Origin of the sequence: Leptospira gomenensis (assembly GCF_004770155.1) — a bacterium.
Classification (GTDB): Bacteria; Spirochaetota; Leptospiria; order Leptospirales; family Leptospiraceae; genus Leptospira; species Leptospira gomenensis.
The window spans coordinates 134,949-146,680 of sequence record NZ_RQFA01000010.1; the positions used below are offsets into that span (position 1 = coordinate 134,949).

At 47.6% G+C, this 11,732-nt stretch carries 11 protein-coding genes; 5 read left to right on the plus strand and 6 right to left on the minus strand.

The window, feature by feature from the left end:
- Window positions 1-23 precede the first annotated feature (23 nt).
- Window positions 24-1,664, plus strand: coding sequence for a PhoX family protein (locus tag EHQ17_RS01850; RefSeq protein ID WP_135595171.1), 1,641 nt, complete (start codon window positions 24-26; stop codon window positions 1,662-1,664).
- A gap of 2 nt (window positions 1,665-1,666) precedes the next feature.
- Here the strand turns inward: EHQ17_RS01850 and EHQ17_RS01855 are convergent, their stop codons facing one another.
- The 3 genes from EHQ17_RS01855 to EHQ17_RS01865 form a co-directional block, all read right to left on the minus strand.
- Entirely contained in the window at window positions 1,667-2,011 is a 345-nt protein-coding gene (locus tag EHQ17_RS01855; protein ID WP_135595169.1) for an STAS domain-containing protein, read from the minus strand.
- Window positions 2,008-2,907: an NAD(+)/NADH kinase gene (locus EHQ17_RS01860; RefSeq protein ID WP_135595196.1), complete on the minus strand. Its 900-nt coding sequence runs from the start codon at window positions 2,905-2,907 to the stop codon at window positions 2,008-2,010. Before EHQ17_RS01860 ends, EHQ17_RS01855 begins: the two co-directional genes overlap by 4 nt.
- A 139-nt stretch (window positions 2,908-3,046) precedes the next feature.
- Window positions 3,047-5,446, minus strand: a complete 2,400-nt coding sequence (locus EHQ17_RS01865; RefSeq protein ID WP_135595167.1) for a PP2C family protein-serine/threonine phosphatase — start codon at window positions 5,444-5,446, stop codon at window positions 3,047-3,049.
- Window positions 5,447-5,554: 108 nt separating this feature from the next.
- Between EHQ17_RS01865 and EHQ17_RS01870 the strand changes: the two genes are divergently transcribed.
- Window positions 5,555-6,475 (plus strand): ATP-binding protein, encoded by a 921-nt coding sequence (locus EHQ17_RS01870; RefSeq protein ID WP_135595165.1) that lies wholly within the window; start codon window positions 5,555-5,557, stop codon window positions 6,473-6,475.
- The gene (locus EHQ17_RS01875) at window positions 6,472-6,945 is read left to right on the plus strand and encodes a hypothetical protein (RefSeq protein ID WP_135595163.1); all 474 of its coding nucleotides are present in this window, start codon (window positions 6,472-6,474) and stop codon (window positions 6,943-6,945) included. Before EHQ17_RS01870 ends, EHQ17_RS01875 begins: the two co-directional genes overlap by 4 nt.
- 101 nt (window positions 6,946-7,046) lie before the next feature.
- On the opposite strand, the gene EHQ17_RS01880 is transcribed toward EHQ17_RS01875, so the two are convergent.
- Window positions 7,047-7,862: an acyl-CoA desaturase gene (locus EHQ17_RS01880; protein ID WP_135595162.1), complete on the minus strand. Its 816-nt coding sequence runs from the start codon at window positions 7,860-7,862 to the stop codon at window positions 7,047-7,049.
- Window positions 7,863-8,073: 211 nt separating this feature from the next.
- Here EHQ17_RS01880 and EHQ17_RS01885 point away from each other — a divergent pair, with 211 nt between their 5' ends.
- Entirely contained in the window at window positions 8,074-8,724 is a 651-nt protein-coding gene (locus EHQ17_RS01885) for an NADPH-dependent F420 reductase (protein WP_135595160.1), read from the plus strand.
- 89 nt (window positions 8,725-8,813) lie between these two features.
- On the opposite strand, the gene EHQ17_RS01890 is transcribed toward EHQ17_RS01885, so the two are convergent.
- Entirely contained in the window at window positions 8,814-10,052 is a 1,239-nt protein-coding gene (locus EHQ17_RS01890; RefSeq protein ID WP_135595158.1) for an ankyrin repeat domain-containing protein, read from the minus strand.
- 125 nt (window positions 10,053-10,177) lie between these two features.
- On the opposite strand from EHQ17_RS01890, the gene EHQ17_RS01895 reads away from it, so the two are divergent.
- Window positions 10,178-10,723, plus strand: coding sequence for a DUF1564 domain-containing protein (locus EHQ17_RS01895; protein ID WP_135595194.1), 546 nt, complete (start codon window positions 10,178-10,180; stop codon window positions 10,721-10,723).
- A gap of 55 nt (window positions 10,724-10,778) precedes the next feature.
- Here the strand turns inward: EHQ17_RS01895 and EHQ17_RS01900 are convergent, their stop codons facing one another.
- Window positions 10,779-11,729 (minus strand): P-loop NTPase family protein, encoded by a 951-nt coding sequence (locus EHQ17_RS01900; protein WP_135595156.1) that lies wholly within the window; start codon window positions 11,727-11,729, stop codon window positions 10,779-10,781.
- Window positions 11,730-11,732: the final 3 nt, after the last annotated feature.

The window sequence follows — 11,732 nt, forward strand, 5'->3', positions numbered from 1 at the left end:
CACGTCCGGAAATAATCGACTCTATGACATTGTCGCGCTCCCGATTTCTAACGTATTTAGGCAAAGGTGCCGCCGCTTTGGCTCTTGCCAAGTCCGGCGTATCCTCGGTTTCCGCTTCCGCAAAAAAAAATCTCCGCTCCGACGGCAAACTCCGTGTTACGGGAGGTTTTCCCGATTTCAAACCCGTCCTTCCGAACGAGTCGGATTCCCTCGTTCTTCCTTCCGGGTATCGTTATGATACGATCGCTCTTTACGGAGACAGAATCAACCGTGCCGGAGATACGTTCGGTTTTAATTCCGATTTCAACTGTTATCTTCCTTTCTCGAATAAAAAGGACAACGGTCTTCTTTGGAACAACCACGAAACGTTAGGCGTCTTGGAATACTACGTGAACGGTTACGATCCGAGGAAGTCCGCATCGAATACGAGAACCGACAAACAGATCGAACAATATCTTTATTCCCTCGGAGGATCGATCGTGCGTATTTCCAAACGGGACGGCGTTTGGAAAGCGGATCCCGATTCCAAATACGGGAGAAGAATTCACGGAACGACGGAATTCCGCCTAACGGGTCCGGCCGCGGGAAGTCCGGCGATGAACGGCAAAAACCGGGTCTACGGCACGTTCGCCAATTGCGCCGGAGGTCTTACGTTTTGGAACACGGTTCTTTCCTGCGAGGAAAACGTGGAATGGGTTGTGGAGGCCTGTAAACTTCCAGACGAAACACATTACGGTTGGGTAATAGAGGTCGATCCGTTCCGTCCGGATTCCGTTCCGGTCAAACACACGGCTTTGGGGCGTTTCTCGCATGAAAACGCGGCCACCGTACTTTCACCTAACGGTAAATTGACGGTATACATGGGAGACGACGCCAAAGATCAGTTCGTTTATAAGTTCGTCTCGAAAGGTTCGTTCGACTCGAACGCCGGTCCGGCGAATTCCCGCCTTTTGGAGGAGGGAACTCTTTACGCCGCGAATTTCGAAAAGGGCACGTGGATTCCGGTCGATTTCGAATCCTCGGACAAACTCAAAAACGCGAAGAAAGAAAACGGAGAGACGATGTTTTCCTCGCAAGCGGACGTTCTCGTGGAATGTAGGGCGGCCGCCAAACTCCTCGGCGCCACTCCTATGGATCGTCCCGAGGATATCGAGATTCATCCTTTGGACGGCACGGTTTTTATCGCGATGACGAATAACGACAAACACGGAAATCTTTTCGGCCAGATCGTTCGAATTATCGAAAAAAACGGGGATCATTCCTCGCTCGAATTCGACTACGAAGTATTCGCCGCCGGAGGAAGCGGTTCCGGTTTTGCCGCTCCGGACAATATGGCTTTCGATAAAAACGGGAATCTCTGGATGGTGACGGACATTTCTGCGGCGAACTTAAATAAATCCGTATATAAGAAATACGGCAACAACGGTATGTTCGTGATTCCGACCGCCGGTCCCCAAAGCGGTAAGGCGTTCCAATTCGCGTCTTCTCCGGTCGGAGCGGAATTAACGGGACTTTGGTTTACACCCGACGAAACGGAACTTTTCGTTTCCGTACAACATCCCGGGGAAACGACTTCGGATTTCCGCAAACCCACGAGCCGCTGGCCCTACGGTGGCGACTCCGATCCGAGACCGGGAGTGGTCGCCATACATCTTCGAGGATAGGGTTATTTGCCTGCGACTTGGATCGCTTCGGCTTCCGTTTCCAAGTGGGTGAATGGTTTCCACAATCCGAGCAGATTGAAAATTTGGATCACCTTTTCGGACGCTTCGGTGAGTAAAAGTTTTTTACCTTCGTTGGTTAGTTTGTTCCGTAGTTCGAATATCGCACGGATTCCGGAACTGGATACGTATTTCAGCTCCGCAAGATTGAGGATTACGACGTCCGGATGCGGAGGATCGATGATTTCCTTTTTGAAATCCGTGAAGCTGCTTTCATCCAATCTTCCGTCCAAAGCGTAGACGAAAATTCCCGCAGATGTTTCCTTTGTTTTTATGTTTAATTGACTCATACGTTACGAACCACTACGTGTAATTTTTTTTCCGAAAGACTAAACTCAGCTTTTGCGCCGGGCGGAAAATCGTAAATCGTTTCCGCAAGCGAGTCTATAGAAATTCCGCCTTTCATCTCCGAGATCAGACTGAAACGATCCGTAACCGTGAAATGATCCAGGGTATAACGGGTATGTTCCTTTTTTCGGAGTTCCCTACAATAGACTTTAAAAAAAGGAGATTGTTTGTCAAAACTTGTATCCGTATTTTCACAGGACATAACCCAACCCGTGGAACCGGCTCCGGTATAAACCAAAAGTCCCGAACATTTCTGTTCCTCCATTTCGTCTCCGTGACAGATCAAAAACCGACTCGTGAGATCGGGGCTATTGTTGCGGATGGAAATTTCGCTGATACCCTGTAAGGTATTGACCATTCTTCCGTCGGGATAATCGATCTTTACCGAAATCAGAGGCCATTCCTCGATCCGAGCGTTTGCCCAATCCGTTTCCAAGGCGTTCTTTAAATCCTCGACGCGAAAAGAGAGGAGCGCCCCCACGGAAGTAGGCGGATCGGAATTACAACCCAATACGAGCGTGTCCACGGCGTGGTGGGCCACGTACGTGAAATGATTGTCCCCTCCGAGAGAGATCACGAGATCGAAATCGGCGGGGGGATGTTCGTCCATCGATTTTCGGAAGATGAATGTGCCGTTCGGAAAAAGTCGTTTGAGAGTTTCGCGATTGGAGATTTGTCGCAGATGCGATTCGTGGATGCGCGCGAAGGAATCGTTCTGAATCTTATAGATTTTTCGGATTTGCTCCAAAGAACCCCATTCTTCCAGATCGAGTTCGAACTTGGTGCGTTTTCCCAAAATGAGAACCCGTTTGATGGATTTCAATCTTTCCGACGGCATGGAAAGATCCAAAAATACGATCCTTGAAAAAACAAAAAACCCATTTTTCTATTTAAGAAACCGTTTCCTGTTCTTAAATTCGGATCTTTTTTTCGGGCTTTTTCGGTGCGGGAACTTTCTGCGTTCCTCCGACGTACGTTTACGCGAGAATCGGCTCGGAGGAAACGTCTTCGTCGCGATCCTCTTCCTTTGTTTCCTTTTCCGCGATTAGGGTTTTGAGGAGCGACATGATCGATCTGAATTTGGATCTGTTCCCGACGAGTCTATACAATTCCACGAGGTGTTTCAGATTACGCAGGTTTGCCGGTTCCCGGGAACGGAGCCGTTCCGCATATTCGATCGCCTTGGGATATTCCTTTGTCTTTCTCAAACTGAAGGAAGTGTAATACAGAAATTCGTTGTCGAACGGAAATCTGGCAACGTAGTTTTCCGCATAACCGGCCGCAGACGGAAAATCCTTTTGGTGGATGCAAATTCTTGCAAGTTGTTTGAACAATCCGGGATCGGCGTCGCTGATCGAGAGGGCCTGTTCGAAAAGAACTCGGGTGCGCTTGAGATTCTTTTTCCGTATCTCCTGGATTCCTTCCTTGACGAGCGAATTGTATTCGTCTCCGGCGGACGGGATTTTTTGGAAGGCCGTTTCGGTTTCGGTCTTATATGCAATTCTCATAATGGACAAATCGTCGGTAACCTCTCCCGTGCTGAAGAGTAGTTTTTCCAGATCGGAAAGTTCTCCGTTGGACAATTCTACGAGACGCAAAAACAACGTTTCGTCCTCGTTCATGAACGTTTCGGAAGAATCGGGTTTTTTCAGAAGGAGGTCGTCCCTTCCGTCGGATCCGATGAACAATACGTCGTCCGGTTCGAGACGAAACAATCGTATCACCGGTTCGGCGGCGTTTTCGGTGAATCCTATTTTTCGCAGAAGCAGTTCGTGGTCTAAGAACGTCGCTTTGCCGTCGCGATACAACACCATCCAAGGATGTTCCGCGTTTATGGAATACAACGCACCCGTTTCCCGGTCGAACAATGCGATCACCGCGGAGACGAGCATACTTCCGTCGAAGGTTACGAACACGTTCTGTAACTCGGTGTAACAATCCTTGAGCCATTTCTCGGGGGTTTTCTTTTGATTGGAACGGGAAAGTTGCGTTCGCGTTATGATAGCTTTGAAAACGGTCCCCATGACGAGGGCTCCTCCCGCGCCTTGGATGGATTTTCCCATCGCGTCCGCGTTGAGAATCGCGAGGTAATTTTTTCCCATCAGGGTGATTTCCTGGATGGAACAAAGATCGCCTCCTATTTCCGAATTTTTGGTACGGAATCGGAATTCCTTTTTCTGTTTGAGGACGGATTCGATCTTAGTGTTATCGTCCGAGTAACGGAGCGAAGTGAGCGGTTGAATGAGCAGAGATGTGAGATAATAATCCCCGTCCTGTTTTTCTTTAAGCGCCTGAACTTCGTTTAACGTTTCTTGCAATTCCTGGGTTTTCTCCTCCACCTTCCTTTCGAGATACAACTGGTGTTCGAGGAGTTCCTTTTTCATACTTACGAAAACCTCTCCCATTTGACCGAGTTCGTCCGTTCGGTCCAAATCGATGATCGTGGTTTCGTCTTCTCCGGGATTTTTCATCGCGAAATTGAGCGCCTTGACCGCGTTGATGATGTCCCTGGAAAAAAGATAGGATACGAGAAGAATTCCTACGAAGATGGACAAGGCCAAAAGCCCGCAATAGATCCATAAGTTTCTGGTCGTGGAATACAATTCGGTTTCGTCGATCAGAAGTACGAATTCCAAATCGAGATCGGTGAGTCCCCTGTTGGCGTAGGGGATCCGCGTGAGATAAAAATGTTTTCCGGAAAAGAAAAATCGAGAGCCGCTTTTGAGAGAGGAGGGGTTTTTGTTTTCGAGATAATTTTCGATGATCGGTCCGGATACGGAGATCCGTTTGTCTTTTTCGTAAATCGCCATGTGGACGTCGTTCGAACCGGTGATGTTCTCGGTGAATTTCTGATCCACTACCTGTCCCACCAAAACGACTGCTCCATTCCTCAAGGGAGACGTTACGCGCAATCCTAAGCCGCTGTGCCCGAGTTCGAGGGTGGACGCTATTTTTCCTTGGAACGCCTCCTGCACGATCTTTTGTTTGGATTTATCGTCACCGAAATCGCCCGGTCTGTGGAATCTATATATCACTTTTCCGGAAGGGGAGATCACTTCGAAAATGGAAAGATCGTACTGTTTCATGATTCCCGAAAAGTAATCGCGCTGAGAATCTAGAATCGAACGGTTGTTCGATCCGCTTTCTAAAATCGAAACGGTTTTCGAATTCCTCTCCAACTCCTTGAGCATAAAACGGATCGTCTCCTCCTTATGCCGTAGTTCTTTTTGAAAATCCACGGATTTGTCGAAGGCCCGTTTGTCCTGCGGTTCGTTTTTGACCCGGTCGATCATTTGAATGAAAGTGATCGCAAGAATCAAAACGAGGAACAACTGACTTGCGCTTAAGATTAAAAATATTTTTTGGCGGAAACTCATAGTAAAAAGTGAATTATCACTTGAACCCATAACCACGAACGTTAGTTTAGAAATCCACCGGTTTGGATATCGGGAATGTGAAAATCTCGTTACAGAAATAAAGGCTTTATGTCCCCAGAAGAGAAACGAATTCAAGAATTAGAAGATGAAAATAGGAAACTCAAACGACAGATAGAAAACACGGCCCAATCCCCGTATCTCAAAAAAGGGATGGCTAACGTGCGTTATTACGCCCGGATCTTCCGGGAAGAGATCGTCGAAAACGAGATCCGGGGAAGGATCGACGAAAGTTTGGGAACCCTCTACGAAATCAAAAACTTCGTCCACCGTTATTCGTCTTTGGCGGGTTTGGATCCGGATACGATCCGCATCATCGCCACCGAGGCCACACAAAACATTGTCGAACACGGTCAGGGAAAATACGCGGAAATCGAATTAGAATTACATAATGAAGTCGTGAATCCCTTTTTCAAGATGTCCTTTAAACACGAGATGAAACCGGGCATGAAATACACTCTTTCCCAGATCAACGAAAACGTAAAACGGGGGGATTTCTCTTCCGAATTGTTCGACATCGAAAGTTCGCGGGGAAGGGGAGAGTTCCTGATGAAGGAACTCGCGGACGAACGCCGCGTTTTAAACGGGGTCGAAATCACTCCGGAAGGCGACAAGGTTCATTACTTCAAACGGGTTCTGATCAATTACCGCGACCCCAAAGGACCTCGCGACGTTACGAGTTTCGACGAGATCAAAGAGGAAATCGACCGTTTGGATCCGGAAGAAGCCCTTTGTTATTTTCATATCGATCATCGTAAAAGTAAACTTTCCTCCGTGACCATCGTGGTAACCGCGGCGAGGGAAACCAAACTCAGAAATCTCATGGAAGAATCCGGATTTTATCTGGTTCATAAGGACAAATATTACCGAGCGGTTTTTTGTTCCTTCGAACCTACGAAGGAGTTCACTCCCGCGGAATTGGAAAGTCTTTTCGAAAAAGTCCGCAAGCAGGTGGAGATCGAAAAGGAATGAGTTCCGAATCCTCTTCGGGTTCCGGGTTTCCGTTTCATCCGTTTCGCGATTTTTTATTGGGCGAAGTGCTTTTGAAAACTTTGCAGGAGAACGGAATTGCCGCCGATGAAGCCGAATCCGCAGCTTTGTCGCATCTTCCCGAAGGTTCACAACGATACGTATTCACTTCCAACGCAAAAAAGCAGACGCTTCTCAATCTTTATCCCGAGAAAATTCGCGGGCTTTTGAAATCGGGAAGACGCGCGGAGATACGAAAGGAATTTTCTGATATGATCGCGGTGGAAGGTCGGATGGATCTCGCTCTGGAACTTCTCGAGTGGTTGTTTACAGGTTTCGACGAACCGGAATTGTTAAACGAATTGATTTCCCTGATTCTGAACGATAAAATTCCGCTTCCTGATAACTTTTTGGATCTTTTGAAGAAGAATTACGAAGAGGAGATCTTAAAGGACTTGGAAAATTTGGAATAACGGAACGGTTCGAAAATTTCTACGTTAGTCGATCTTGATCGAAGGCGAAACTTAAAACCCGCTTGTCGAAGCGGGTTTTTTTATTTAGGAGTTTCGATTCCTTAGGCGGCTACGCCGGAAGCTGGTTCGACGCGAACGTCCGAGCCTGAGAGCACCTTTTTGCCTTTTTCGGTCCATACGGCCCTTTGTATCTTGATGATCCCCAATTTATGGAGAACTTTCATCACCTGATACGTAAGATCCAATTCGAACCAACGGAACGCGAAGTTCGGAGAATTGGGATGAGCGTGGTGGTTGTTTTGATACAATTCTCCCGCGATCAATACGTCCACGAATAGTGTGTTTTTGGAATTGTCCGGATTTTCCTTATGGTTTCTATATCCGTACATATGTCCGCACCAGTTTACGATTGCTCCGTGTAACGGTCCCATCAACCAATGGATCGGAAGGAGAAGATACCATCCGTATTGTCCTTCGGGAACGAAGTAAAGATAGAATAACGTATAAAGAGTTCCGCAAGTCAAGCGGAAGGTCCAGGAATCGCTCAGACGATCTAAGGCCGGCCATTCCGGATAATTTCCTTTGAATTCCTTTTCCACATCGGCCTTTCTGTCCAAGATCGCTTCGTAGTTGACCGCGGTTTTCCACATCATATCCAAAAAACCTTCGGAAGCAACGGGAGAATGCGGATCTTTTCCTGTGTCGCTGTACGCGTGGTGTTGTCTGTGCATGATCGCGTATGCGCGCGGGTTCAGAAAGGAGGAACCTTGAGCGACACAAGTGAATATATAAAAAAACTTCTCCCAGAACTTGTTCAGTTTGAACATCGCGTGTGCCGCGTATCTGTGAAGAAAAAACGATTGGGAGAACGCAGATAAAAACCAGTGTCCTATAAAAAACGAGAGGATAATAGCCATTGAATTTCAGCTCCTATTTGTTTAGATAGAGCGGTTTTCGAGGAGCTTGTTGCGGAAAAAGGAGGATTTTTTCGAAAAAAAATCGGCGAAAAATCGATTCGGTTCCGGGGATTTTTCCGTTTAGGATCCGAATTCCGCGTTTGGAGAGGGCCCTTTTCGAAAAAGGATCGATGGATTTTCGTTTTTATCCGAGTGTGAATCGGGAGTTTTTATGAAAGGTAAAAAAATCGGCATTTTAGGTTCCGGGGTCGTGGGTCAAACGCTTGCGTCCGGTTTTTTAAAACACGGAGCGGATGTGAAAGTGGGAACGCGGGATCCGGAAAAATTAAAGGATTGGTTGTCTTCCGCGGGAGCCGGCGCTTCGGTCGGTTCGTTTGCGGAAGCAGCTTCTTTCGGCGACGTGCTCGTTCTCGCGGTGAAGGGAAGCGCGGCCTCGCAGGCGCTTCGGTTGATTCCGGCGGATTCTCTTCGGGGTAAAACCATTCTCGACACGACCAACCCTATCTCGAACGATCCTCCCGTTCACGGAGTGCTTCGTTTTTTTACGAGCCTTGAGGATTCTCTTATGGAACGGCTTCAAAAGGAATTTCCTTCGGCCAATTTCGTTAAGTGTTTCAGTTCCGTCGGAAGCGGCAAGATGGTCAATCCGGTTTTTCAGGAAGGTAAGCCGAGTATGTTCATCTGCGGCAACGACGATTCCGCCAAACGCGTAGTAGGCGAGATTTTGGATCGTTTCGGTTGGAATACGGAGGATATGGGTAAGGTCGAAGCCGCGCGTGCGATCGAACCGCTTTGTATATTGTGGTGTATTCCCGGTTTTCTTTCCCAGTCCTGGTCACACGCGTTCAAACTTTTGAAATGATTCTTTTGGTCGTTTTCGCAAAAACCGTTTGAAGGAATGAAATTTTCCGTTTTTCTTCCGTCGCCGTTTTTGATCGTTTCGTTCGTCCGCTAAGGTTTCTCCGGTTTCGGTTTGATCGATGCGGACCTCGATCTGATTCCTCCCGCAGCTTCCAAAAGCGGTACGATCGAACTTCGTTCGTATGCGTTTGCCAAAGATAACGCGGTGTATCCGTCTACCGGATGATTCGGATCCGCTTTTTTGTCCAAAAGAAGTTTCACAAGTTCGGGAAGATCGAAATAAACCGCTAAATGAAGGATCCTCCATCCTTTCGTTTCCGTATTCGGGTTTGCGCCTTCGTTTAACAATTTCGCGGCCGTTTTTACGTCTTTCTTATACGTTGCTTTGACGAGAGCTTCGTTTTTCGCGGTTTGTTCTTCTTGAGACAAAGTCGTCTGCGTATTGTTAGTGTTAGATGGAGAGTTGGGTTCTTCCTTGGCGGGAGTTGACGCGGGGTTAAGTTTCGCGTTCGGATTTCCCGCAAACGCGTAGTCGAATACGGTTTTAGATTCCTGTCTGCCTTTGTGATAGTAAAGTTTTGCGTTCGGATACGTCGGGTGATCGATCCTGGTGACTTCGTTCGTTTTCGTCTGGGATTCGTATATGGTTCCGAAATTTTTGTCCGTAAAAAGTTCGGCGACGATAGTTTGTGCGGTCCAAGGCGCCCACGTCGCGTAATATCCTTGAAAGCCGGCTTTTAAAAAGGGCGCGGAATACATCGAGATTCGATGTTTGGTTTCTTCCGCATCGATGACTCCCATGTCGTAGGCCATGTTGCCCGCGGTAAAACAAGCGCCTAAAAAAAGTACGATCGCCCCCGGCGCGGGATGGAAGCGGGTTTCCACGTCGTCGTTCGAAACGAATTTTCCCTTCAACGCGAATCCTCCGACGTATTTTTGATGATACGGAGAATCGGTTAAGTTGCTTCCCACTCCGTGCCCCGCATACAATAACAAGTTCGCGCCTTGGACCGATTGTCGGATTTGATCCCAGGAGTTTTTCGGACTGTAGTATTCCGTTACGGAAACGCCTCTTTCTCTGAGAATTTTCGCGATCGCTCGCATGTTCTTACTGTATCCCAAGGTTCCGGGTCCGTCGTCTCCGTCCACGTCGCCGACTATCAATACTGCTTTTATGCCCGATCCGCTTACACTCGCTTCGGGCAGGTTCGCTCGTTTGGCGATTTTCAAAAGAGATTCTCCGATCGCGTGTTCGGGATGTTCCCCCGTTTCCGCAAAAATGGATACGGATAGAATGATTAAAGATAAAATCGTTTTGGTCGGTTTCATAGGGGAAATAGGTTAGGAAATAAATTTCTTGTGTCAAGGAGAAGCGAGATTTATTTCGCCACGTTGTTGTGAAAATTTTTTCCGGTGATCGTTCCGCGGTGCGTTTGTTCGGAACCGTCTTCGGTATGGAAATTCTTTCGTTTGCTTCCGATCGTAGAATTGAGTCGGTTTTGTTCGAGGGTCCGTTGGAGACGGATTCTTTGTTGGTTCCCGAATCGTATTGGTACGGTTTGGGTTTGAAGGAGAGAAAATTTCTTCCGAAAAGACTTCCTTTTCTGTTGAGGAAATACGGTAAATATCTCTCGTCGATGGAGCGTCTTCATTTTCAAGCGGATAGGATTAAATACAATCGTGCTGTCGGTAAAATGAAGAAGTTTAGTATTCATGTGAACAAGGGGGCTTGGACGGTTTTGGGTGTGTTGGCCGCGACGCATGGAGTTTCTCGGTGTTATCTTTTTAATTATATGTTATGGTTGGAAGACGTCGGGGTCGGGGATTCCATCGTGAATGTTTTGAATCGAGGAGTTCCTAGTTTACACGGGATTTACAGAATGATATGGACCCTCGACCTAAGACAAAACACAGTTTCAAGGGATCTCGAATTCGAACCAAATCCGATGATCGCCCGAAATCCATACAATCTGCCAAGAAAATCCCCGCCCCAAGGCTGACCGCGTCCGTCCGGCCCAGGCGTATTCTTTGCAAACACCACTCAGTTGTGCGAGATTAAGAATTCAAATTCCTACGAATCGCTTCGAGAGCTTTTCCCTCCAGAACTTCGAAACTGGAAGACGAGGAGTAGGAGAGGTTTTCCAAAATTTTTAGACCGAAGTTGCCGTACTCGTTTTTGATCCACTTCTTCAGTTGAAGGTCCGTTTCTTTGGAACGATCGCCGACCGGCTTCGCATTTCTGATAAAATCAAAAAGTTCGGAAATGCCCTGTTTCGTTTTGGTGGAAGTTTTAAAAACGGGAGGAAGTTCCTTCCCAGGTAGGATATCTTTCAGAAACTCCAGAGTCGTGATCAACATGTGATAACTGGAATTCGCGAGGACTTCTTCGTCGCATTTGTTTAGAATGAACGAATCCGGAACCTCCATGATTCCGCTTTTCATGAATTGAACCTGATCTCCGCCTAACGGCTGCAATACGAGAAAGGAAAGGTCTGTCAACTTGGAGACTTCGATCTCGTTTTGACCGATCCCGACGGTTTCGATAAAAACGTAGCGAAAAAAACAACGAAGCAACCGGATGACGTGATACGTATACGGATTGACACCTCCGAGTTCCAACTGACTCGGTTGGGAACGAAAGTAGATTCTCTTTTCCCGTGCGGGAAGGGAAAGACGGGTTCGATCGCCGAGCAGCGAACCGCCCGAAATATGACTGGAAGGATCGATCGCTACGATGGCCATCGTTTCACCGTCGTCGGCTTTGAGAAATTGAGTCGCAAGTTCTCCGAGCAAAGAGGATTTTCCCGCGCCCGGAGTACCGGTAAATCCCACCGTCAACGAATTCTGTCCGTTCAGCCCTCGCTGCGCGAGGGCTCCAAACAACTCTTTCCGAAACTCGAACGAATCCGGTCTTTCCACACCGGAGATCAGTTTCGCGAGAGGAAATTTTTCCCCCTCCCGCGCACCTTCGATGAGTTCGGCGAGATCTTCTTTGTGATGTTTCACAAC

Excerpts from the sequence above, each read along its gene's own strand:
- EHQ17_RS01850 (WP_135595171.1), top strand. The coding sequence starts at position 24 with ATGACATTGTCGCGCTCCCGATTTCTAACGTATTTAGGCAAAGGTGCC.
- EHQ17_RS01855 (WP_135595169.1), bottom strand. The coding sequence starts at position 2,011 with ATGAGTCAATTAAACATAAAAACAAAGGAAACATCTGCGGGAATTTTC.
- EHQ17_RS01860 (WP_135595196.1), bottom strand. The coding sequence starts at position 2,907 with ATGCCGTCGGAAAGATTGAAATCCATCAAACGGGTTCTCATTTTGGGA.
- EHQ17_RS01865 (WP_135595167.1), bottom strand. The coding sequence starts at position 5,446 with ATGAGTTTCCGCCAAAAAATATTTTTAATCTTAAGCGCAAGTCAGTTG.
- EHQ17_RS01870 (WP_135595165.1), top strand. The coding sequence starts at position 5,555 with ATGTCCCCAGAAGAGAAACGAATTCAAGAATTAGAAGATGAAAATAGG.
- EHQ17_RS01875 (WP_135595163.1), top strand. The coding sequence starts at position 6,472 with ATGAGTTCCGAATCCTCTTCGGGTTCCGGGTTTCCGTTTCATCCGTTT.
- EHQ17_RS01880 (WP_135595162.1), bottom strand. The coding sequence starts at position 7,862 with ATGGCTATTATCCTCTCGTTTTTTATAGGACACTGGTTTTTATCTGCG.
- EHQ17_RS01885 (WP_135595160.1), top strand. The coding sequence starts at position 8,074 with ATGAAAGGTAAAAAAATCGGCATTTTAGGTTCCGGGGTCGTGGGTCAA.
- EHQ17_RS01890 (WP_135595158.1), bottom strand. The coding sequence starts at position 10,052 with ATGAAACCGACCAAAACGATTTTATCTTTAATCATTCTATCCGTATCC.
- EHQ17_RS01895 (WP_135595194.1), top strand. The coding sequence starts at position 10,178 with ATGGAAATTCTTTCGTTTGCTTCCGATCGTAGAATTGAGTCGGTTTTG.